A 21,383-nucleotide genomic window follows, 5' to 3' on the forward strand; every position below is an offset into this window, starting at 1 on the left:
ATGACGGCTACCGCAGCGCGCCGTTGATCACCGGCTTGTCGATGACGCCCATCTCCACGCCCCATTTGGTGGCGATCTCCCGATATTCGCCGGTCTGTATCAGATGGGTCAGCGCCGCCTGTAACGCCGCGGCGAGCGACGAGCCCTTGGGCACCGGCCAGCCGTAGGGCTGCGCATCGACGATTCCGCCGGCTGCTTCGAGCTTGCCGCCGCTGAGTTTGATCGCGTAGCCGGTGACGGGCGAGTCGGCGGCCATCGCGTCGACGGTGCCTGCCAGCAGAGCCGCCGTGACGCCGTCCTGGCCGGCGATGGGAACGATCTCGATCGGCGCCACCCCCGCCGCGACGCACGCGGCGCTGCGGGCCGGCAGATGGTCGGTCTCCTCGACAGATCCCAGGTGCACGGCGACCCGGAGGCCGCACGCGGCATTGGGGTCCACGGTTGATCCCGTCCGGCGCGCCCACAGGACGCCGGCCTTGAAGTACGTCACGAAGTCGGCTGACTTCTCCCGCTGTTTGGTGTCGGTGGTCGACGACGCACCGACGGAGATCGTCCCGTCGTGGACCGACGGGACGATCTTCGAGATGCCGATCTGCTTGAACTCCGGCTCGAGCCCGAGCACGCGGCTCACCGCGGTCATGAGGTCGACGTCGAAACCGGTGAACTTTCCATCGGGTCCCTTGAATTCGTTTGGCGCATAAGGGATGTTGACCCCGACCACCAGTCGGCCGGAATCCCTGAGGTCGGCAGGTACCTTGGCGGCGATCGACGGGACCGATCCTGATGGTCCGACCTGGTGCTGCCGGGACCAGTAGAGCCAGGTGGTTCCGGCGCCGGCCGCCAGCACGATCACGGCGCCGACGGCGATCACGACGCGTCGGGTGCGGCGTTTCGGCTCGGCGGTCTGCACCGCATGACGTCCCGATCCGGTTCGCGGACCGGTCCGCCCCGCGACGCGGACCTGCGCGGTCAGCGCGGTGCGGGCGTCCGCGGCGAGTTCGCCGGCGTGCTGGTAGCGCTTGCCGGGCTTCTTCGCCATGCCTTTGGCGATCACGTCGTCGAATGCGGCGAGCCGCCGGTCGACATCGGACGGTTTCGGCGCGGGAGCGCTGACGTGCCCGGCGATCTGGTGTTCCAGGCTGTCGGCCGGATACGGCCGCCGGCCGGTGAGGCACTCGTACAGCACGCACGCCAGTGCGTAGATGTCCGAGCGAGGGTCGGCCTGGCCGCCTTCGAACCGCTCGGGCGCCATGTACGCGAGCGTGCCCAGAGTGCTTCCGGCCGTGGTCAATCCGTGCTCGCCGGCGGTGCGAGCGAGGCCGAAGTCGATCAGATAGGCGAAGTTGTGGTCGGTCACCAGGATGTTGGAGGGCTTGATGTCGCGGTGGATCAGCCCGGTTTCATGCGCGGCGTCCAGTGCCGCGGCGATCTGCTCGACCACGCCGACCGAGAATTCGGGGCTCGGGCGGTGCTCGGTGTCGGCCAGGATTTCCGCGAGCGTGCGGCCTTCGATGAGCCGCATGTCCAGGTAGAGCTGGTGGTCGATCTCGCCGAAACCGTGAATCGGGACGACGTGCGGTTCATTCAGACCCGCTGCGGCCTGCGATTCCCGCTTGAAGCGTTCCTGGAACACGGGGTCCTTGGCCAGGTGCGGGGGCAGCACCTTGAGCGCGACGGTGCGCTGGGTGTTGGTGTCGTAGGCGATGTACACCTCGCCCATGCCGCCACGGCCTATCAGTTCGCGCAGCTCGTAGTGCCCGAATCGTGTCGGCTCCACCCAGCACTCCTTGACCGTGTCAGTTTCGTGTGAAAGCTACAACACGTGGTCAGCGGTGTCGGCGCGAATGACGGTCACGTGGTCGGAGCGGCCTCGTCGGGCGGCCGGTCGGAGTCGGCGATTGTCCGAGCTCCTAGGTCGGGGGACACGTGGTGACCCCACGACGGCGCGTTGCTTCAGCACCGCTCGTATCACTGGCCAGCACAGCCGGCACCACGGCGTGATCGAGCCATATCCGCAACCTTCCAGCCATGGTCGCGGTGACCCGGCCAAGAAGTTTGAGTCAGTAGAAACCTTGCAGTTCGAACATTTGTTCGATAGAATGGGGTATGGGAATCACGCAGCGTCTCACCACCGGCCTCGACGCCATCCGAGGCGTGCACGTCCCCGACGACCTGGCTGGAGATGACGCGTTGGAGTCGATGCGCATGCTTGCCGTGCTGCAGAACGTGGTTGATCATCTGGCGGCAACAGTGGCGGGCGCCCTGGATCGGTGTGGGGTGGCCGCCTCGCAGGGGCGGACGCCGCGGGAGCTGCTGATCGCGTTGGGGTGCGCACCCGCGGTCGCCGAGCGGCTGGTGCGGGTCGCTGCTGCGTTGCCGGCACTGCCCACCTTGGCCGCACATGCCGGCGACGGCGCGGTCTCGGGGGAACATGTCGACGCGATCGTCAAGGGCGTCAACCACATCGCGGCACGCTCCCCCGACCCGCCGGACGAGGAGGCCCGGTTCGGTCAGGTCACGGATCTTCTCGGACAGTTCTTCTCCGGGGCCACCCCGGCGGAGATTGGTGCTCGGGCCCGCCGGCTCGGCAACCGGCACGCCGCCGCGACTGGGGGTCTGCCCGCGGCCGAGGACCGGTCAATCAACACTGCCGATCACCGAGTCACCGCTGATGGGCGCCTGCGGGTGCGGGCGGATCTGGATGCCGAAGTGGGCGCGAAATTCGTGGCGGCGGTGGAGGGGTTGTCGGCGCCGCGGCCTGAACCCGACGGCAGCCCCGACACCCGCTCCGCGGGGAGGCGACGCGCGGACGCTTTGGAGGCGGTGTTGGATATCGCGGCCCGCGGCGGGGACGTCGCCAGTGCGCCGCGGACCCAGCTGTTGGTAACGGTGCCTGCCGACACCCCGGACCTGGCGGAGTTAGCGTTCATGGGATCAATCAGCGCCATGACCCTGGACCGGCTCTGCTGCGACACCACCGTCACGACGGTGATCGTGGACGGCGAACAGGTGCCGTTGGAGATGGGACGCGACAAGCGGTTGTTTCCGGCGCCTCTGCGCAAAGCTCTCTATCTGCGCGACGGGGGCTGCATCAAATGCGGTGCGCCGCCCGGGCGCACGCATGCCCACCACATCGTGCACTGGACCCACGACGGTGAAACCAGCCTGGGCAACGGGTGCCTGCTGTGCCCGGCCTGCCACGCCAACATCCACCACGACGGCTGGGACGTCGTCATGGGCCGGGACAAGCATCCCTGGCTGATCCCGCCGGCGGTCGTCGACGCACACCGCAGGCCCATCCCGGCCTACAACCGCCGCACGATGAGACTGGACACCATCGCGGCATAGCCACCTAACACGTTGTGCACCTTGACAACTCAACAGTGTAGGGCTGGGCGGCGAGTCGTTCAGACCGCGCGCAAATAGCGCCGACCGATGACGCGCTGCGCCACCCGCGCGACGGGCGCACCCAGCCGACTCCACCACAGTGCCGGCCGTGAGAACGCGCTGATCTCGGCGTGCACAGCATCAGTGGCGGGGTCGTAGCGCACGCTGAACAGCTCCTCGCCGGACTCCGGATGGCCCGGCAGCGTGCCATAGGCGAACCCGCGCCGGTCGGGTTCGTCGACGACGTACACCACCCGGCACGGCACCGACACGAGACCGAGATGGCCCAGCATGTCGGTGCCCGCCGTGGCCGACACAGTGGTCGCCTCCACTTTCATCCCGACGCCGCGCTGCATGCCCCAGCGCAGCACCGCATCGGCAGCCTCGTCGAATCGTGCTCGGCCCGAGCCGATCTGGGCCGATGTATGGACGTGGTGATAGCCGCTCGGCAACTCTCCGGCGGTTGCTCCGACATCGGGATAGGTGAACGCCAGGCCGGCCAGGTCGCTCAGTCGCATAAGCCCACCTTGCCACCGTGATAAGAGAAACAGGTGGAGAACAACGAGGCCGTGCATGCAGGTGGGGGATTCAACCCGCCCAAACCCACCACTCAAGGTGGCCCGGACTACGGCAGGTTCGTCGAATCCGTCCGCACGATCGGCGACAACGCTCGCGGCGCCGACGCGCCCGACCGCGTCATCACCCAGGCGGCAAACCTCATCGAACAGGCCAACGCGTTGTTGGCGCCCTACCGCGCCGACGAGTGGCACTCGCCGTCGGGGCGTCGCCTGGACCTGCCCAACCGCGGCAACGTCCTGAACGTGCCGTCGGATCTCAAGGTCACCGACGACGGGCGGATCTCCGGCCCGGTCCGGTTCCGGCGCTTTCACTTGGGCCGCAATGGGGCCGCGCACGGCGGCGCCATCGGGCTGCTGTTCGACTCGGTGCTGGGGCATGCCGCCTACCGGCTCACCGACAGCCCGTTCCAGCGCACCGCCTACCTGCACGTCAACTACCGGCAGATCGTGCCCGTCGAGCGCGACCTGCACGCCACGGCGGCGCTGGAGCGCGTCGACGGCCGCAAGATCTTCATCACCGGCGCGCTGCTGGATGGCGACACCGTGCTCGCCGAGGCCGAAGCCCTCTTCGTGAAGCTCAAGCCGGGTCAGCCTTGAGGCGGCGCTGCGCCGCGAAGCGATGACCGGTGCCGATAGCATGGTCGCGATCGTCACTTAACCCGACCTAACCCGCAGGAGTGTCTCGATGACCGCCGCCGCCAGCCCCGCACCAGCAGCCCCGATCCGGGTCGCTGCCGGGACTACCGCCGGCGCCGCGGTCCGCGAGGCCGGGCTGCCGCAGCGCGGCGAGGTCGACGCCATCGTCGTGGTCAAGGATGCCGACGGCCGCCTGCGGGACCTGTCCTGGACCCCGGAGGCGGACGTCGAGGTCATCCCGGTCGCCGCGAACACCGAGGACGGCCGCAGCGTCATTCGCCACTCGTGCGCCCACGTGCTGGCGCAGGCCGTGCAGGATCTGTTCCCGGAGGCCAAGCTCGGCATCGGCCCGCCGATCACCGACGGCTTCTACTACGACTTCGACGTCGCGGAGCCGTTCACGCCGGAGGACCTGGCCAAGCTCGAGAAGCGCATGCAGAAGATCGTCAAGGACGGTCAGCTGTTCGACCGGCGCGTGTACGAGTCCAAGGACCAGGCCCGCGAAGAGCTGGCCAAGGAGCCCTACAAGCTCGAACTCGTCGACGACAAGTCCGGTGACGCCGACATCATGGAGGTCGGTGGCGACGAGCTGACGGCCTACGACAACCTCAATCCTCGTACCCGCGAACGGGTTTGGGGCGACCTGTGCCGTGGCCCGCACATCCCGACCACCAAGCACATCCCGGCGTTCAAGCTCACCCGCAGCAGCGCCGCGTACTGGCGCGGCGACCAGAAGAACGCCAGCCTGCAGCGTGTGTACGGCACCGCGTGGGAGTCGCAGGAGGCCCTCGACAAGCACCTCGAGCTGATCGAGGAAGCACTGCGCCGCGACCACCGCAAGCTGGGTGTGGAGCTGGACCTGTTCAGCTTCCCCGACGAGCTGGGCTCGGGCCTGCCGGTGTTCCATCCCAAGGGCGGCATCGTGCGCCGCGAGCTGGAGGACTACTCGCGGCGTAAGCACCAAGAGGCCGGCTACGAGTTCGTCAACACCCCGCACATCACCAAAGAGCAGCTGTACATCACCTCGGGGCACCTGGAGTGGTACGCCGACGGCATGTACCCGCCGATGCACATCGACGCGGAATTCAACGAGGACGGCACGCTGCGCAAGCCGGGGCAGAACTACTACCTCAAGCCCATGAACTGCCCCATGCATCACCTGATCTTCCGGTCGCGGGGGCGGTCCTACCGCGAGCTGCCGCTGCGGCTCTTCGAGTTCGGCAGCGTGTACCGCTACGAGAAGTCGGGCGTCGTCCACGGCCTGACCCGGGTGCGCGGTATGACGCAGGACGACGCGCACATCTACACCACCCGCGAGCAGATGCGCGACGAACTGACGCGGCTGCTGCAGTTCGTCCTGGACCTGCTGAGCGACTACGGCCTGGACGACTACTTCCTTGAGCTGTCCACCAAGGACCCGGACAAGTACGTCGGCTCCGACGAGCTGTGGGAAGAGGCCACCGAGACGCTGCGCGAGGTTGCCGAGGCCTCCGGCCTGGCCCTGGTGCCGGACCCGGGCGGCGCCGCGTTCTACGGCCCCAAGATCTCAGTGCAGGTCAAGGATGCGCTGGGCCGAAGCTGGCAGATGTCGACCATCCAGCTGGACTTCAACATGCCGGACCGGTTCGAGCTGGAGTACACCGCGGCCGACGGCAGCCGGCAGCGGCCGGTGCTGATCCACCGCGCTCTGTTCGGGTCCATCGAGCGGTTCTTCGGAGTGCTCACCGAGCACTACGCCGGCGCGTTCCCGGCCTGGCTGGCCCCGGTGCAGGTGGTCGGCATCCCGGTCGCCGACGCGCACCTGGACTACCTGTATGACGTTGCGGCGCAACTGAAGTCGCGTGGCGTGCGGGTCGAGGTCGACGGCAGCGACGACCGGATGGCGAAGAAGATCGTCAACCACACCAATCAGAAGGTGCCGTTCATGTTGCTGGCGGGGGACCGCGATGCTGAGGCATCGTCGATTTCCTTCCGGTTCGGCGACCGCACGCAGGTCAACGGCGTCCCGGTGGCCGAGGCTGTCGATCTCATCACCGGGTGGATCGCACGCCGCGAGAACGCTTTCCCGACAGCAGAATTGGTGAACGAGGCGCGGGGCGCACAGCCGTGACCGAGGATCGGAGCATCGTGGACCGCGGCGTCGGAGACGCCATAGTGGACCGCGGCGTCGGCGACGTCGACTATCTGCAGCGGCTGTGGACGCCGCACCGGATGAGCTACATCGTCGACGCTCCGATGAAAGGTGGCGAGGGCACGTCAGCCGGCTCCAAGCAGCCGTTCATCGACATTCCCACGATGTCCGACGAGGAGGGCCTGATCGTCGCGCGCGGCGAGCAGGTCTATGCGGTGCTGAACCTGTACCCGTACAACCCGGGGCATCTGATGGTGGTGCCGTATCGGAAGGTGTCCGAGCTCGAGGACCTCACCGAGGCCGAGAGCAGTGAGCTGATGGCGTTCACGCAGAAGGCGATTCGCGTGATGAAGGCCATCTCGAATCCGCACGCCTTCAACGTCGGCCTCAACCTGGGCACTTCCGCGGGTGGCTCGCTGGCCGACCATCTGCACATGCACGTGGTGCCGCGCTGGGGCGGCGACGCCAACTTCATCACCGTCATCGGCGGTACCAAGGTGATCCCGCAGTTGCTGCGCGACACCCGCAAGCTGCTGGCCGACGAGTGGGCGGCGCAGAACGCGAAGGCAGACCTTCCAGGCGAGCGCAGCGACGGGGAACGCAACCCGTGAGCGACTTCTACCTGTTGACCCGTGCGGCCTACACCAAGCTGAGCCGCCCGCTGGCCCGGGGCGCACTGCGCATCGGGCTCACGCCGGACAGCGTCACCGTCATCGGTACCACCGCATCGGTTGTCGGCGCGCTGACGCTGTTCCCGACGGGGCACCTCTGGTACGGCGCCCTGGTCGTCTGGTTCTTCGTGCTGGCCGACATGCTCGACGGTGCCATGGCCCGGGAACGCGGCTACGGCACCCGTCTCGGGGCGGTCCTCGACGCGACCTGCGACCGCATCGGCGACGGCGCGGTGTTCTGCGGCCTGCTGTGGTGGGTCGCGTTCGAGATGCACGACAAGCCGTTGGCCATCGCCACGTTGATCTGCCTGGTCACCTCCCAGGTGATCTCGTACATCAAGGCCCGCGCCGAAGCCAGTGGGTTGAACGCCGACGGTGGCTTCATCGAGCGCCCGGAGCGGTTGATCATCGTGCTGGTCGGCGCGGGGTTCTCGGACCTGCCGATCCATCCGCTGCCGCTGGCACTGCCCATCGCGATGTGGCTGCTGGCCGTCGCCAGCGTCATCACGTTGGGCCAGCGGGTCGCCTCGGTGCGCCGCTCGCCGGGCGCCGAGGAGCCCCTCCCGTCGAAGGAGCAGTCATGAGCGTGCCGACCGGAGGCATTCCGTCTTTCGGCGGTTTTGAGATCCCGATGGGTGAGCAGCTCAAAGATCTCGGCTATGCCGCGGGGTGGGGCCTGGTCAGGACGATGCCGGAGTTCGCCGCCCGCAACATGTTCGACGCCGGCGCGCTGTACGCGGCGCGCGGCGGCGGCCCGGATCAGCTACGCAAGAATCTGGCCCGGGTCTTGGGCGTGCGGCCGGCCACGGTGCCAGGCCGCATCATCCGCGCCTCGCTGGCGTCCTATAGCCGGTACTGGCGGGAGGCATTCCGCCTGCCGTCGATGAACCAGCGCACCCTCGGCGAGAAGCTCCGGCACTGCCTGGTCGGCACCGAGCACATCGCCGAAGGACTGCAACAGGGAAAAGGCGTCATCCTTGCGGTGCCGCACAGCGGCAACTGGGACATGGCGGGCGTGTCGGTGGTGCACCAGTACGGCAAGTTCACGACCGTGGCCGAGCGGCTCAAACCCGAGTCGCTGTACAAGCGTTTCGTCGAATACCGCGAGTCACTGGGCTTCGAGATTCTCCCCCTGACCGGCGGAGTGCGGCCACCGTTCGAGGTCCTGACCGAGCGGCTGCAGGCCAATCGCATCGTCTGCCTGATGGCGGATCGCGACCTGTCCCGAAACGGCGTGCAGGTCAACCTCTTCGGTGAGCCGACCCGGATGCCGGCGGGTCCGGCCAAGCTCGCCGTGACGACGGGCGCGACGCTCCTGACCGTGCAGTGCTGGAACAAACCGGACGACTGGGTCTTCGACGTCTCCGCCCCGCTCGATACCTCCAGCGGCGACGTCGCGACCATCACCCAGGCCCTGGCCACCCAGTTCGAGGCCGGCATCGCCGCGCATCCCACCGACTGGCACATGCTGCAGCCGCAGTGGCTGGCCGACCTGTCCGAGCAACGTCGGTCCCGGTTGGCCGGGAACGACTGATGCGCATCGGCATGGTGTGCCCGTACTCGTTCGACGTACCGGGTGGCGTTCAGGCACACGTGCTGCAGCTGGCCGAGGTGATGCGCGGCTACGGGCATGAGGTCAGCGTGCTGGCGCCGTCGTCGGCGGAGACACACGCCGACCTGCCGGACTACGTGGTCTCCGGCGGCAAGGCCGTGCCCATCCCGTACAACGGCTCCGTGGCGCGGCTGCGGTTCGGTCCCGCGACGCGCCGGATGGTCAAACGGTGGATCGTCGAGGGCGACTTCGATGTGCTGCATCTGCACGAGCCCAACGCGCCAAGTCTGTCCTTGCTGGCGCTGATGGTGGCCAGCGGACCCATCGTCGCGACGTTCCACACGTCCACCACGAAATCGTTGACGCTCAACGTCTTTCAGGGGATTCTGCGGCCGTGGAACGAGAAGATCATGGGCCGCATCGCGGTGTCCGATCTGGCCCGGCGCTGGCAGATGGAGGCGCTGGGCTCGGACGCCGTCGAGATTCCGAACGGCGTCGACGTGTCGGCGTTCGACGACGCTCCGCTGCTGCCCGGCTACCCACGGTCGGGCCGGACCGTGCTGTTCCTGGGCCGGTTCGACGAGCCACGTAAAGGGATGCATGTGCTCGTCGGTGCACTGCCGAAGCTGGTGGCGGCCTGCCCGGATGTCGAGGTGCTGATCGTCGGCCGCGGTGACGAGGAGGCGCTCAGAGAGACCGTCGGCGAGCACGCGGGGCATCTGCGATTCCTCGGCCTGGTCGACGACGCGGAGAAGGCGTCGGCCATGCGCAGCGCCGACGTCTACTGCGCCCCGAACACCGGCGGTGAGAGCTTCGGCATCGTGCTGGTCGAGGCCATGGCGGCGGGCACCCCCGTGGTGGCCAGTGACCTGGACGCCTTCCGGCGCGTGCTCGAGCAGGGTCAGGCGGGACGGCTGGTGCCGGTCGACGACGCCGAGGCCCTCGGCGATGCGCTGGTCGAGATGCTGTCGAACGAGGCGGCCCGCCGGCGCTACGCCGAGGCGGCGAGTCGGGCGGTACGCCGCTACGACTGGTCGGTGGTCGCGCAGCAGATCATGCTGGTCTATGAAACGGTCGCGGGATCGGGCACGAAGGTCCGGGTGGAAGCCTGATGAGCTGGCTGCTGGTCGTCGCGCTGGCCTGGCTGGCGGCGATGGTCCTGATCACCGTCGTTTGGGCGTATCAGACCGCGCACCGGCTGGACCGGCTGCACGTCCGCTATGACCTGTCGTGGCAGGCCCTGGACGGGGCGCTGGCCCGTCGCGCGGTGGTGGCCCGGGCCGTCGCGGCCGACGCGTACGGGTCCCGGCCGGCCGGTCGACGTCTCGCGGGGCTGGCGGACGCGGCCGAACGGGCACCCCGGGTGGCCCGCGAGGCTGCCGAGAACGAACTGTCCGCGGCGCTGGCGCAGGTTGACCCGGCGTCCATCCCGGTGACGCTGGTCGCTGAGCTCGCCGACGCCGAGGCCCGGGTGCTGCTGGCCCGCCGCTTCCACAATGACGCCGTCCGCGACACCCTGGCACTGCGCGAGCGCACCCTGGTGCGCTGGCTGCACCTGGGCGGCACCGCAGCCATGCCAACCTATTTCGAGATCGTCGAGCGGGCGTCCCGGCACGAGCCCGGCGCGGTGGGCCGACGCACGTCGGCTCGGGTGGTGCTGCTGGATCAGGACGGGCAGGTGCTGCTGTTCTGCGGCAGTGACCCGGCGGCCGATCCGCTGATGGCGCCGCGGTGGTGGTTCACCGTCGGGGGCGCGGTCGAACCGGACGAGTCGCTGCCCGACGCCGCCGCCCGCGAGATCGCCGAGGAGACCGGGCTGCAGGTCGACCCGGCCGACCTGACCGGCCCGGTGTGGCGTCGTGAGGCGGTGTTCGCGTTCAACGGGTCTGTGATCCGCAGCGAGGAGTTCTTCTTCGTGTACCGCACCTCACGCTTCGAGCCGGTGACCAGTGGACACACCGCGGTGGAACGGCAGTCGATTCACGCGCACCGGTGGTGCGACGCGGGGGTCATCGCCCGGCTGGCCGCCGATGGTGAGATTGTCTACCCATTGCAGCTCGGTGAATACCTGTCCCTCGCAGGCGAATTGGCGGACGGCAAACATCCGGCGGCGACCGCCGGCGTGGAACCGCAGCCGATCCGGTGAGCTCAGGTGACCTGCGCGGATAACCGATTTGGTCCGGCCACTAGACTTGGCCTGTACCAAATTCTTGAGGGAGAGTGCAGTGGATACCGCAGCGGATAACAGCGGTCAGACGGGCACCGCCCGGGTCAAGCGCGGCATGGCCGAGATGCTGAAGGGCGGCGTCATCATGGACGTCGTCACACCCGAGCAGGCACGTATCGCCGAAGGCTCAGGCGCCGTAGCCGTCATGGCGCTGGAGCGCGTACCCGCCGATATCCGCGCACAGGGCGGTGTCTCGCGGATGAGCGACCCGGACATGATCGAGGGCATCATCGACGCGGTCACCATCCCGGTGATGGCCAAGGCCCGCATCGGACACTTCGTCGAGGCGCAGATTCTGCAGAGCCTCGGTGTGGACTACATCGACGAGTCCGAGGTGCTGACCCCGGCGGACTACACCCACCACATCGACAAGTGGAAGTTCACTGTGCCGTTCGTCTGCGGCGCCACCAACCTCGGTGAGGCACTGCGGCGCATCAACGAGGGTGCGGCCATGATCCGCTCCAAGGGCGAGGCCGGCACCGGTGATGTCTCCAACGCCACCACGCACATGCGCAAGATCGGTGGCGAAATCCGTCGGTTGACGTCGCTGTCGGAAGACGAATTGTACGTTGCCGCAAAGGAATTGCAGGCGCCGTACGAGTTGGTGGTCGAGGTTGCACGGGCCGGCAAGCTGCCCGTGACGCTGTTCACCGCCGGTGGCATCGCCACCCCGGCCGACGCCGCGATGATGATGCAGCTGGGCGCCGAGGGCGTGTTCGTCGGCTCGGGCATCTTCAAGTCCGGTGACCCGGCGGCCCGCGCCGCGGCCATCGTCAAGGCGACGACGTTCTATGACGACCCCGACACGCTGGCCAAGGTGTCGCGCGGTCTGGGTGAGGCCATGGTCGGCATCAATGTGGAGGACGTGCCGGAGCCGCATCGGCTCGCCGAGCGGGGCTGGTAGGCCCAACAGGGTGATGAGCCGCTTGCGCGAAGAACAGAGCTAGATGGCAATCGAGCAGATACTCGACCTCGAGCAACTCGAGGTCAACATCTACCGCGGCAGTGTTTTCAGTCCGGAATCGGGTTTCCTGCAGCGCACTTTCGGTGGCCACGTAGCGGGTCAGTCGTTGGTGTCCGCGGTGCGCACCGTGGAGCCGAAGTACCAGGTGCATTCGCTGCACGGGTACTTCCTGCGTCCCGGTGACGCCCGCGCACCGACGGTGTACATGGTGGAGCGCATTCGCGACGGTGGGTCATTCTGCACCCGCCGCGTCAGTGCGATCCAGCATGGCGAGAACATCTTCTCGATGTCGGCATCCTTTCAGACCGACCAGTCCGGCATCGAGCATCAGGACGCCATGCCGGTGCCGCCACCGCCCGACCTGTCGACGGGGTTCCGCTCCGCCGGCGCGTTCGACGACGCCGGGTTTGCCCAGTTCGCCGAGTGGGACGTGCGCATCGTGCCGCGCGACCAGGTGGCCCGGGTGCCGGGCAAGGCGTCGCAGCAACAGGTCTGGTTCCGGCACCGAGATCCGTTGCCCGACGACCACGTGCTGCACATCTGCGCGCTCGCCTACATGAGCGACCTGACGCTGCTGGGTTCGGCGCAGGTGAATCATCTTGAGGTCCGCAAACACATGAATATCGCCTCGTTGGACCACGCCATGTGGTTCATGCGGCCGTTCCGGGCCGACGAATGGCTGCTGTACGACCAGTCATCGCCGTCGGCGTGCGGTGGCCGCGCGCTGACGCAGGGCAAGATTTTCAACCAGTACGGCGACATGGTGGCCGCCGTCATGCAGGAGGGGCTGACCCGCTACAACCGCGGCTTCGTCCCGCCGGCCGAGTGAGCGTGCACGTCGGTGTCCTGGCTTTGCAAGGGGACACCCGAGAACATCTGGCTGCGCTGAGTGACGCGGGCGCCGAGGTGTCCACCGTTCGGCGCCTCACCGAGCTGAATGCCGTTGACGCCCTGGTGATTCCGGGTGGGGAATCAACGGCGATGAGTCATCTGCTGCGTGAGTTGGAGCTCCTGGATCCGCTGCGTGACCGCTTGGCGGCGGGTATGCCGTGCTACGGGTCGTGCGCCGGAATGATCCTGCTGGCCACCGAGATCAACGACGCGGGAGTGCCAGGGCGCGAGGCCCTGCCGCTCCGCGGCATCGATATGACGGTGCGGCGGAATGCCTTCGGTCGCCAGGTGGATTCCTTCGAGGATGACCTCGACTTCGTCGGGCTGGATGATCCCGTGCATGCGGTCTTCATCCGGGCGCCGTGGGTGGAACGCGTCGGGCCTGACGTCGAGGTGCTGGCCCGCGCGGCCGGCCATCCCGTCGCGGTCCGCCAGGGCCGCATGCTGGCGACGTCGTTTCACCCCGAAGTCACCGGCGACCGGCGTATTCACAAGCTTTTCGTCGACTCCCTGTAGTGATTTGTGCACGATTTTCCGCGCCCACCGCGGAAAATCGTGCACCAATCACGCCAACCAGACGCGCAGGCGCTCGTAAATCCGCTCGTCGTTCAGCAGCGTGAAGTGATGCGCCTCCGGCAGGTGCAGGTGATTGTCGCGTTCAAACCCCATGTCGCGCTTTCTGCTTCGGCCTCGCGCGCTGCGCACCTGGACCAGTCCGTCGCCGAGCACCCAGCCGATCGGGTTGGCCGGCGTCCGGGCGAGGGTTGCGGTGACGCAGTAGTACGACACCCCGTCGAGCAGCGGTACCTCGATCGGTGCCGTGGCGCGCAGAGCATCCGGTTCCCGGTCACGCCAGTCGCGTTCGTCGAGCGAGCCGAACCGCAGGTCGCGGATTCCGTTGCTGCGGCGGCGCAGGAGGCTGCCGAACGGGCGGGTTTCCGGCAGCGCGCTGAGTGCGGCTGATCCGTAGTGCACGACCTTCTCCAGCGGTGCGCCGGTGTGCGGCGTGCCCAGCGTGACGACCGTGCGAACCCGGTCCACCCACGGCCGGTCGGGCACCGCGCAGGCGGAGCGGATGACCAGCCCGCCCATCGAATGGCCGACCAGCGAGATCGAGGTCACCGGCACCGGCCATGCCGCCACCAATTGGTCCAGCAGGTCGGCGAGTAGCAGACCGTTGTCCGAGATGCGCAGACCGGAGTTATAGCGGATCTCCACGCCGGTGATGCCGATGTCGGCCCCGAGGCGCTGGCTGTAGGTCGGCCGCTTGCCGAGCGCCCAGAATGCCTCGGTCTCGATCAAGCCGTGGAGAAATACGACGACGTCGCCTGAGGCGGCGGGGTAGGCGGCCCGCAGGCTGTCGGTGTCGAGCGCAACGGGCCGGCCCTCGGCGCGGACCGACATCGTGGTCGCCAGCACAGAGCCCTGCTCGTGGAGCTTGTCGCCGATCAAACCCTGCAGTGCCGCGAGCACCCGGGCGCTGCCGGGCCGGTCGGACAGCTTGCCGGTGACTTGTCCGTGGACTGCCTTGCCGGCGAGGGGCGCCGCCGTCGTCATCGTGTGACTGATGGTGGAGTAGACGCTGTCGGTGATGGTGTCGTAGACGACCTTCACCGGCGTGGCGGCCGGACCGACGCCGAAACCCACCAGCCGGAACACGCGCTCGGAGATGGCGCGCTGGACCTTGTGGATTCCGTCGACAGCGCCGCCCAGCTCGTTGAGGCCCAGCTCGGCGAGGGCGCCGGCTTCGCTGGTGAGGTGGTCGTCCATGAAATGAGTGTACGAGTGTTCACCGGAGTTGGCGGGGGCATAGCTGCTGATTGTGAGCAGATTCATGAACCGCGCACATCGTCCCAAGTCATAGCGGTGGCTCGCCCGCTTCACAGCTAGGCCATAGCTGGAGCTGCCTTAATGGTCGGGTGAGTACGACATCCGCTGCCGTTCTGGACGCCCCGTCGGCCGAGCCGGAGGCCACGGCGCCGCGTCGCTGGAGTCTCGCGACCAAGACCGGGGAGCGCGCCGCGCTGGCCCTGCTGCTGGTCGTCACCGCGGTCGGCTACCTGTGGAACATCACCGTCAACGGCATGGGCAACCAGTTCTACGCCGCCGCCGTATGGGCCGGCTCGCGGAACTGGGAGGCGTTGCTGTTCGGGTCCATCGACCCGCACAACGTCATCACCGTGGACAAGCCGCCGCTGTCGCAGTGGGTCATGGCGCTGTCCGGCCAGATCTTCGGCTTCAGCAGCGCAAGCATGCTGATCCCCGAGGCGCTGATGGCGGTCGGCTCGGTGTGGCTGCTCTACGCCGCGGTACGACGGATCAGTGGTCCGGCCGCCGGTCTGCTCGCCGGCGCGGTGCTCGCGCTGACTCCGGTGTCCGCCATGATGTTCCGCTTCAACAACCCCGATGCGGCGATGGTGCTGCTGATGACGTTGGCGGCTTACTTCACCGTTCGCGCCTTGAAAGACAAGGGCGCCAAGTGGATGGCGCTGGCCGGTGTCGCACTCGGTTTCGCGTTCCTGGCCAAGATGCTCGAAGGCGTGATGGTGGCGCCAGCACTCGGTCTGACGTACCTGATCGCGGCGCCGGTCGCGCTGCGTAGCCGGCTGTGGCACCTGCTGGGTGCGCTGGGTGCGCTGCTGGTATCCGCCGGCTGGTACGTGGTGCTGACGATCCTGTGGCCGGCGTCGTCGCGGCCCTACATGGCGGGTTCGACCGACAACAGCTTCATGAACCTGGTTTTGGGCTACAACGGCTTTGGCCGTGTCCTCGGCAAGAACCACATGGGCAAGACCGACCCCGACAAGCCGTCGATGGTGCACACCGTCACCGGTGAGCACGCCGGGCATGCCGCCGGCGAAGCGATCAAGACGGCGGGGCATCACGGCGGTGGCATGGGTGACCAGGTGCAGGGCCTGCCGCGGCTGTTCACCGGTGAATTCGGCTACGAGATCGGCTGGCTCGTGCCGGCGGCGCTGCTCGCTACCGTGCTCGTGCTGATCTCCCGTGGGCGCGCACCCCGCACCGATCGGGTCCGCGCCGGCGCCATCCTGTTCGGCGGCTGGCTGGTGAGCGTCGGCCTGGTGCTGAGCTTCATGAAAACCAACGTGCACCCGTACTACTGCCTCGCGCTGGCTCCGGCGATGGCCGCGATGTTCGCCATCTTCGTCGTCGAGTTCTGGCGCCGCCGGGATTCCCTGTTCCATCGGATCGGCTTGGTGACAGTACTTTTGGCCAGTGGCGTGTGGGGTTTTGTGATCCTGGACCGCAATGCCGACTGGCTGCCCGCGTTGCGCTGGGTGATCCTGGCCGCCGCTATTGTCGGGGCCGCCGGACTGATCTGGTCGGGCCACGACAACCGCAAGCGCATCGCGACGCTGGCCCTGGCACTGGCGATGTTCGGCGCGGTCGGGGGATCGGTGGCCTACTCGCTCGCGACCTTCGGCCAGCCACACCTCGGCGGCGGCCCGTCTGTCGGGCCGGCGGACAAGGACGACAAGGGGCAAGGTGGCTGGGGCCAGCGTGACGACAACCCCCAACTGAACGCGCTGCTCAAGGCCACGACCACCAAGTGGTCCGCCGCGATCGACCGGTCGTCGCCGGCCGCCGGCCTGGAGCTGGACACCCGCACGCCCGTCATCGCGATCGGTGGATTCGGCGGCAGCGACCCGGCGCCGACGTTGCAGCAGTTCCAGTCGTATGTGGCGGGCCACGAGGTGGCGTACTACATCGTCTCCGACAACAAGGGGCATTGGGGCGCCGATGCGCACAACGACATCGCCGACTGGGTAAGTGCCAACTTCGCGCCCATCAAGGTCGGATCCGACACCGTCTACAACTTGACGCAACCGGTCACGAAATAGCTTCCGATTCTGCGATCGGCCAGGCCGGTCAGGGCGCGTCACCCGTCCACGTAAACTGGTCAGCTGACGTTTGATCAGAAAGAGGGCGGACACGCATGAGCGGCCATTCCAAGTGGGCGACAACCAAGCACCAGAAGGCCGTCAAGGACGCGCGCCGAGGTAAAGAGTTCGCCAAGCTGATCAAGAACATCGAGGTCGCCGCGCGCACCGGCGGTGGTGACCCCGGTGGTAACCCGACGCTGTACGACGCCATCCAGAAGGCCAAGAAGACCTCGGTCCCGAACGACAACATCGAGCGGGCGCGCAAGCGCGGCGCGGGCGAGGAAGCCGGCGGCGCCGACTGGCAGACCATCATGTACGAGGGCTACGGCCCCAACGGCGTCGCGGTGCTGATCGAGTGCCTGAGCGACAACCGCAACCGTGCCGCCGGTGAGGTGCGCGTCGCCATGACCCGCAACGGCGGCAACATGGCCGACCCTGGTTCGGTGTCCTACCTGTTCTCCCGCAAGGGCATCATCACCCTGGAGAAGAACGGCCAGACCGAGGACGACGTGCTGATGGCCGTCCTGGACGCCGGTGCCGAAGAGGTCAACGACCTCGGTGAGGCGTTCGAAGTGATCTGCGAGCCGACCGATCTGGTCGCCGTGCGCACCGCGCTGCAGGATGCCGGCATCGACTACGACTCGGCCGAGTCCGGTTTCCAGCCGTCGGTGTCGGTCACGGTCGACATCGAGGGCGCCCGCAAGGTGTTCAAGCTGGTCGACGCGCTCGAGGACAGCGACGACGTGCAGAACGTGTACACCAACGTCGACATCCCCGACGACGTCGCCGCGCAGCTCGACGAGGAATAACCGCTTCGGCGGTAGCCTGCCGAGCATGTCCCAGCCGCCTCCGTTCAGCCCGACCGTCGCACTGCTGACCGTCAGCCGGGTCTGGGATGCCGCTTTCGCCGACGCGCTGAAGCCGCTCGGGCTGACGACGCGAAAGTACGGGCTGTTGGGGCACATTCGCGGAAATGCCGGCATCTCGTTCAGTGAGCTTGCGCGACGGTCCCGCATCACCGTGCAGAGCGTGCACGCCGCCGTCGCGGCATTTGTCGAGGCGGGTTTGGTCGATGACGGCACGGCACATGCCGGTTCGGCATCCACCTTGCGCGTGACGGCCGAGGGTGACTCGCTGTTGAACCGCGCCGCTGACGTCGTGACCGCTCTCGACGCCGAGTTCGCTGCGCAACATCCCGAATTGACCGAGGCGCTGCGCGCGTACATGAGCCGGATCACGTCTGATTCCCCATAACCTTCAGTTAGGCTGAAGGTTATGCAAGCACTGTTGTTGTCCGTGCACGTGGTGGCGGGCATCCTCTTCGTCGGGCCAATTGCGGTGGCCACCAGCCTGTTTCCCCGATACGCGCCAGTCGGGGGCGCATCCGCGGACACCGAACGCAGTGCGGGCATCGCCCGTCTGCTCCATCGGATCACCCGCGTCTACGGGGTGCTGGCACTTGCGGTTCCAATGGTCGGTCTCGCGCTCGCCGGAGTCCAAGGGCGCATGTCCGAAGTGTGGATCACCGCGGCCATGGTGCTCACGGCCATGGCAGGCATCCTGCTCGCGATTCAGATCGCGCCACGTCAGGCGCGGGCGCTCGCCGCGCCCGGCGGCGTCGCTGAACTTCGCACCCTGCGCATGGTGACCGGCGTGTTCAACCTGCTGTGGGTGGTCGTCGTCGTGTTGATGGTCGTGCACCCCGGGTCGAGGTATGTGTGAGCATCCCCGCCCACATCTGGGGCGTGTCCCTGGCGCAACCTATCGCCGCCGCCCGCTAAGCTATCGAACAGCTGTTCGGGACCTAGTGAGGAGTAGGCGTGCGGGTAATGGGCGTCGACCCTGGTCTGACGCGCTGTGGCCTCTCGATGATCGAGGGTGGCACAGGGCGCACGGTCACTGCGCTCGATGTGGACGTGGTGCGTACCCCGTCGGACGTCGAGCTGCAGCGGCGGCTGCTGACCATCAGCGACACCGTCGAGCACTGGATGGACACCCACCGTCCCGACGTCATCGCGATCGAGCGGGTGTTCGCCAACCAGAACGCCAACACCGCCATGGGCACGGCGCAGGCCGGCGGCGTCATCGCCTTGGCGGCTGCGCGCCGGGGGATCGACGTCCATTTCCACACGCCCAGTGAGGTGAAGGCCGCCGTCACCGGAAACGGTCGGGCGGACAAGGCTCAGGTCACCACCATGGTCACCAAAATCCTTGGGCTGCAACAGAAGCCGACTCCGGCCGACGCCGCCGATGCGTTGGCCCTGGCCATCTGCCACTGCTGGCGGGCGCCCATGATCGCCCGGATGGCCGCGGCGGAGGCGAAGGCGGCGGAGTTCAAGAAGCAGTACGCGGCAAAAGTGAAGGCGGCACGCGCATGATCGCATCGATCCGTGGCGAAGTGATCGACATCGCGCTCGATCATGCGGTGATCGAGGCCGCCGGCGTCGGCTACAAGATCATGGCCACCCCGGCGACGCTGTCCACGCTCCGCCGCGGCACCGAATCGCGGCTGATCACCGCGATGATCGTGCGGGAGGACTCCCAGACGCTGTACGGCTTCGCCGACTCCGACGCCCGGGATCTGTTCAACACGCTGCTCGGGGTGTCCGGCGTCGGTCCCAAGATCGCGCTGGCGACCCTCGCGGTCTACGACGCCCCGACGTTGCGACAGGCCCTGGGTGACGGTGACGTCACCGCCTTGACCCGGGTCCCGGGCATCGGCAAGCGCGGCGCCGAGCGCATGGTGCTGGAGCTGCGCGACAAGATCGGTGCCACAACGGGAGCGGGCGTCGGCGCCGCCGGAGGGCATTCGATTCGTGGACCGGTCGTGGAAGCTCTTATCGGACTTGGCTTTCCGGCCAAGCAGGCCGAAGAGGCCACCGACAAGGTGCTCGCCAACGATCCGGATGCCAACACCGCCACCGCGCTGCGGGCCGCCCTGTCGATGTTGGGTAAGAAGTGAGCCGGTTCGAAGACGAGGGCGCCGGGCCTGACGAACCGCCGGACCGGGAAGTCTCAGCCGCGCTGACCGTCGGCGAGGGCGACGTCGACGCCAGCCTGCGGCCCAAGTCGCTGCGCGAGTTCATCGGCCAGCCCCGGGTGCGTGAGCAGCTGCAACTGGTGCTCGAAGGAGCCAAGAACCGCGGCGGCACACCCGACCACATCCTGCTGTCCGGACCGCCCGGTCTGGGCAAGACGTCGCTGGCCATGATCATCGCCGCCGAGCTGAGCTCGTCGTTGCGCGTCACCTCCGGGCCTGCCCTGGAACGTGCCGGTGACCTGGCCGCCATGCTCAGCAACCTGGTCGAGGGCGACGTGCTGTTCATCGACGAGATTCACCGCATCGCCCGGCCTGCCGAGGAGATGCTGTACCTGGCTATGGAGGACTTCCGGGTCGACGTCGTCGTCGGCAAGGGGCCCGGCGCGACGTCGATTCCGCTGGAGGTCGCACCGTTCACCCTGGTCGGTGCGACGACCCGCTCGGGAGCGCTGACCGGCCCGCTGCGCGACCGGTTCGGTTTCACCGCCCACATGGATTTCTACGAGCCGCCCGAGTTGGAACGCGTGCTGGCCCGCTCGGCCGGCATCCTCGGTATCGAGCTGGGTGCCGAGGCGGGCGCGGAAGTGGCCCGACGGTCCCGCGGCACGCCACGTATCGCGAACCGGTTGCTGCGGCGCGTTCGCGACTACGCCGAGGTCCGCGCCGACGGCGTCATCACCCGGGACGTGGCCAAGGCTGCACTCGCGGTCTACGACGTCGACGAGCTCGGCCTGGATCGCCTGGACCGGGCGGTGTTGACCGCGCTGACAAAGAGTTTCGGGGGCGGTCCGGTCGGTGTCTCGACGCTGGCGGTCGCGGTCGGGGAGGAGGCCACCACCGTCGAGGAGGTGTGTGAGCCGTTCCTCGTGCGCGCCGGCATGATCGCCCGGACTCCGCGGGGCCGCGTGGCCACCCCGCAGGCGTGGACGCATCTTGGCCTGCAACCGCCGATAAACGGACTTGGACAGGCCGGGCTGTTTGAATAGTGCCCATGCTGACTGCAGGGTTGATCGTTGCCGGCCTCGCCGCGCTGTTGCACGTGTACATCTTCGTGATGGAGTCGCTCACCTGGACCTCACCGCGTACCCGGGCCACCTTCGGCCTCACTGAACAGCAGGCGGTGGACACCAAGGAGCTGGCCTTCAATCAGGGGTTCTACAACCTGTTCCTGGCCATCGTCACCGCCATCGGTATCGCAGCACTTGCCGTGGGGCACTGCGGAATCGGCCTGGCGCTGATCTTCGCCGGGGTCGGTTCGATGCTGGCCGCGGCGCTGGTGTTGCTCCTGTCGTCCCCGGACAAGGCGCGCGCGGCGATCTCACAGGGTCTCTTCCCCGCGATCGCGGTCGTGCTGCTGGTGATCGTGACAGTGAGGTGATCCGTCGGTGGGCGGCCGCTGCC

General features: G+C 67.8%; 22 protein-coding genes. 19 read left to right on the top strand and 3 right to left on the bottom strand.

Going from position 1 to position 21,383, the window contains the following annotated elements:
* Positions 1 to 7: 7 nt before the first annotated feature.
* Positions 8 to 1,777 carry a serine/threonine protein kinase StpK7 gene (gene stpK7, locus G6N59_RS00875; RefSeq protein WP_138233352.1) on the bottom strand — a complete coding sequence of 590 codons (1,770 nt, stop codon included), beginning with the start codon at positions 1,775 to 1,777 and terminating at the stop codon, positions 8 to 10.
* Positions 1,778 to 2,106: 329 nt separating this feature from the next.
* Between stpK7 and G6N59_RS00880 the strand changes: the two genes are divergently transcribed.
* Complete coding sequence (locus tag G6N59_RS00880) at positions 2,107 to 3,348, top strand: HNH endonuclease (protein WP_163910804.1); 1,242 nt, start codon at positions 2,107 to 2,109, stop codon at positions 3,346 to 3,348.
* Between the two features lie 59 nt (positions 3,349 to 3,407).
* Here G6N59_RS00880 and G6N59_RS00885 read toward each other — a convergent pair whose 3' ends face one another.
* A complete protein-coding gene (locus G6N59_RS00885; RefSeq protein ID WP_138230397.1) occupies positions 3,408 to 3,905 on the bottom strand; it encodes a DUF1990 domain-containing protein in 498 nt (165 codons plus the stop codon).
* 33 nt (positions 3,906 to 3,938) lie between these two features.
* On the opposite strand from G6N59_RS00885, the gene G6N59_RS00890 reads away from it, so the two are divergent.
* The 10 genes from G6N59_RS00890 (at position 3,939) to pdxT (ending at position 13,553) form a co-directional block, all read left to right on the top strand.
* Positions 3,939 to 4,562, top strand: a complete 624-nt coding sequence (locus tag G6N59_RS00890) for a PaaI family thioesterase (RefSeq protein ID WP_138230398.1) — start codon at positions 3,939 to 3,941, stop codon at positions 4,560 to 4,562.
* A gap of 88 nt (positions 4,563 to 4,650) precedes the next feature.
* Positions 4,651 to 6,711, top strand: a complete 2,061-nt coding sequence (thrS, locus tag G6N59_RS00895; RefSeq protein ID WP_138230399.1) for a threonine--tRNA ligase — start codon at positions 4,651 to 4,653, stop codon at positions 6,709 to 6,711.
* Positions 6,708 to 7,343, top strand: a complete 636-nt coding sequence (locus G6N59_RS00900; RefSeq protein ID WP_179970255.1) for an ATP adenylyltransferase — start codon at positions 6,708 to 6,710, stop codon at positions 7,341 to 7,343. Before thrS ends, G6N59_RS00900 begins: the two co-directional genes overlap by 4 nt.
* A complete protein-coding gene (pgsA, locus tag G6N59_RS00905; protein ID WP_138230400.1) occupies positions 7,340 to 7,987 on the top strand; it encodes a phosphatidylinositol phosphate synthase in 648 nt (215 codons plus the stop codon). The genes G6N59_RS00900 and pgsA overlap by 4 nt, the downstream gene beginning before the upstream one ends.
* Positions 7,984 to 8,937, top strand: coding sequence for a phosphatidylinositol mannoside acyltransferase (locus tag G6N59_RS00910; protein ID WP_138230401.1), 954 nt, complete (start codon positions 7,984 to 7,986; stop codon positions 8,935 to 8,937). Before pgsA ends, G6N59_RS00910 begins: the two co-directional genes overlap by 4 nt.
* Positions 8,937 to 10,067: a glycosyltransferase family 4 protein gene (locus G6N59_RS00915; protein ID WP_138230402.1), complete on the top strand. Its 1,131-nt coding sequence runs from the start codon at positions 8,937 to 8,939 to the stop codon at positions 10,065 to 10,067. The genes G6N59_RS00910 and G6N59_RS00915 overlap by 1 nt, the downstream gene beginning before the upstream one ends.
* Positions 10,067 to 11,101, top strand: a complete 1,035-nt coding sequence (locus tag G6N59_RS00920) for an NUDIX hydrolase (RefSeq protein ID WP_179970256.1) — start codon at positions 10,067 to 10,069, stop codon at positions 11,099 to 11,101. The genes G6N59_RS00915 and G6N59_RS00920 overlap by 1 nt, the downstream gene beginning before the upstream one ends.
* 79 nt (positions 11,102 to 11,180) lie before the next feature.
* Entirely contained in the window at positions 11,181 to 12,086 is a 906-nt protein-coding gene (gene pdxS, locus G6N59_RS00925; RefSeq protein ID WP_020101778.1) for a pyridoxal 5'-phosphate synthase lyase subunit PdxS, read from the top strand.
* Positions 12,087 to 12,129: 43 nt separating this feature from the next.
* A complete protein-coding gene (gene tesB, locus G6N59_RS30665) occupies positions 12,130 to 12,975 on the top strand; it encodes an acyl-CoA thioesterase II (RefSeq protein ID WP_138230404.1) in 846 nt (281 codons plus the stop codon).
* Positions 12,972 to 13,553 carry a pyridoxal 5'-phosphate synthase glutaminase subunit PdxT gene (pdxT, locus tag G6N59_RS00935; protein ID WP_138230405.1) on the top strand — a complete coding sequence of 194 codons (582 nt, stop codon included), beginning with the start codon at positions 12,972 to 12,974 and terminating at the stop codon, positions 13,551 to 13,553. Before tesB ends, pdxT begins: the two co-directional genes overlap by 4 nt.
* Before the next feature lie 48 nt (positions 13,554 to 13,601).
* Here pdxT and G6N59_RS00940 read toward each other — a convergent pair whose 3' ends face one another.
* Complete coding sequence (locus G6N59_RS00940; RefSeq protein ID WP_138230406.1) at positions 13,602 to 14,807, bottom strand: esterase/lipase family protein; 1,206 nt, start codon at positions 14,805 to 14,807, stop codon at positions 13,602 to 13,604.
* A gap of 149 nt (positions 14,808 to 14,956) precedes the next feature.
* Between G6N59_RS00940 and G6N59_RS00945 the strand changes: the two genes are divergently transcribed.
* The 8 genes from G6N59_RS00945 to G6N59_RS00980 all read left to right on the top strand — a co-directional run bounded on the left by G6N59_RS00945 (position 14,957) and on the right by G6N59_RS00980 (position 21,360).
* Positions 14,957 to 16,900, top strand: a complete 1,944-nt coding sequence (locus tag G6N59_RS00945; RefSeq protein ID WP_138230407.1) for an ArnT family glycosyltransferase — start codon at positions 14,957 to 14,959, stop codon at positions 16,898 to 16,900.
* Between the two features lie 95 nt (positions 16,901 to 16,995).
* Positions 16,996 to 17,751: a YebC/PmpR family DNA-binding transcriptional regulator gene (locus G6N59_RS00950; protein ID WP_043399196.1), complete on the top strand. Its 756-nt coding sequence runs from the start codon at positions 16,996 to 16,998 to the stop codon at positions 17,749 to 17,751.
* A gap of 25 nt (positions 17,752 to 17,776) precedes the next feature.
* Positions 17,777 to 18,196 (top strand): MarR family winged helix-turn-helix transcriptional regulator, encoded by a 420-nt coding sequence (locus tag G6N59_RS00955; protein WP_138230408.1) that lies wholly within the window; start codon positions 17,777 to 17,779, stop codon positions 18,194 to 18,196.
* A 21-nt stretch (positions 18,197 to 18,217) separates the two neighbouring features.
* Entirely contained in the window at positions 18,218 to 18,664 is a 447-nt protein-coding gene (locus G6N59_RS00960; protein ID WP_138230409.1) for a hypothetical protein, read from the top strand.
* Positions 18,665 to 18,762: 98 nt separating this feature from the next.
* On the top strand, positions 18,763 to 19,320 hold the full coding sequence (gene ruvC / locus G6N59_RS00965) for a crossover junction endodeoxyribonuclease RuvC (RefSeq protein WP_138230410.1): 558 nt from the start codon (positions 18,763 to 18,765) through the stop codon (positions 19,318 to 19,320).
* Positions 19,317 to 19,904 carry a Holliday junction branch migration protein RuvA gene (gene ruvA / locus G6N59_RS00970; protein ID WP_138230411.1) on the top strand — a complete coding sequence of 196 codons (588 nt, stop codon included), beginning with the start codon at positions 19,317 to 19,319 and terminating at the stop codon, positions 19,902 to 19,904. The genes ruvC and ruvA overlap by 4 nt, the downstream gene beginning before the upstream one ends.
* The gene (ruvB, locus tag G6N59_RS00975; RefSeq protein WP_138230412.1) at positions 19,901 to 20,968 is read left to right on the top strand and encodes a Holliday junction branch migration DNA helicase RuvB; all 1,068 of its coding nucleotides are present in this window, start codon (positions 19,901 to 19,903) and stop codon (positions 20,966 to 20,968) included. The genes ruvA and ruvB overlap by 4 nt, the downstream gene beginning before the upstream one ends.
* 5 nt (positions 20,969 to 20,973) lie before the next feature.
* The gene (locus G6N59_RS00980; protein WP_138230413.1) at positions 20,974 to 21,360 is read left to right on the top strand and encodes a DUF1304 domain-containing protein; all 387 of its coding nucleotides are present in this window, start codon (positions 20,974 to 20,976) and stop codon (positions 21,358 to 21,360) included.
* Positions 21,361 to 21,383 lie beyond the last annotated feature (23 nt).

Origin of the sequence: Mycolicibacterium aubagnense (assembly GCF_010730955.1) — a bacterium.
Classification (GTDB): Bacteria; Actinomycetota; Actinomycetes; order Mycobacteriales; family Mycobacteriaceae; genus Mycobacterium; species Mycobacterium aubagnense.

Bases quoted from the DNA above. Each gene is read 5' to 3' on its own strand.
- G6N59_RS00880 (WP_163910804.1), top strand. From the start codon at position 2,107: ATGGGAATCACGCAGCGTCTCACCACCGGCCTCGACGCCATCCGAGGC.
- G6N59_RS00885 (WP_138230397.1), bottom strand. From the start codon at position 3,905: ATGCGACTGAGCGACCTGGCCGGCCTGGCGTTCACCTATCCCGATGTC.
- thrS (WP_138230399.1), top strand. From the start codon at position 4,651: ATGACCGCCGCCGCCAGCCCCGCACCAGCAGCCCCGATCCGGGTCGCT.
- G6N59_RS00910 (WP_138230401.1), top strand. From the start codon at position 7,984: ATGAGCGTGCCGACCGGAGGCATTCCGTCTTTCGGCGGTTTTGAGATC.
- G6N59_RS00915 (WP_138230402.1), top strand. From the start codon at position 8,937: ATGCGCATCGGCATGGTGTGCCCGTACTCGTTCGACGTACCGGGTGGC.
- G6N59_RS00920 (WP_179970256.1), top strand. From the start codon at position 10,067: ATGAGCTGGCTGCTGGTCGTCGCGCTGGCCTGGCTGGCGGCGATGGTC.
- tesB (WP_138230404.1), top strand. From the start codon at position 12,130: ATGGCAATCGAGCAGATACTCGACCTCGAGCAACTCGAGGTCAACATC.
- G6N59_RS00940 (WP_138230406.1), bottom strand. From the start codon at position 14,807: ATGGACGACCACCTCACCAGCGAAGCCGGCGCCCTCGCCGAGCTGGGC.
- G6N59_RS00950 (WP_043399196.1), top strand. From the start codon at position 16,996: ATGAGCGGCCATTCCAAGTGGGCGACAACCAAGCACCAGAAGGCCGTC.
- G6N59_RS00955 (WP_138230408.1), top strand. From the start codon at position 17,777: ATGTCCCAGCCGCCTCCGTTCAGCCCGACCGTCGCACTGCTGACCGTC.
- G6N59_RS00960 (WP_138230409.1), top strand. From the start codon at position 18,218: ATGCAAGCACTGTTGTTGTCCGTGCACGTGGTGGCGGGCATCCTCTTC.
- ruvA (WP_138230411.1), top strand. From the start codon at position 19,317: ATGATCGCATCGATCCGTGGCGAAGTGATCGACATCGCGCTCGATCAT.
- G6N59_RS00980 (WP_138230413.1), top strand. From the start codon at position 20,974: ATGCTGACTGCAGGGTTGATCGTTGCCGGCCTCGCCGCGCTGTTGCAC.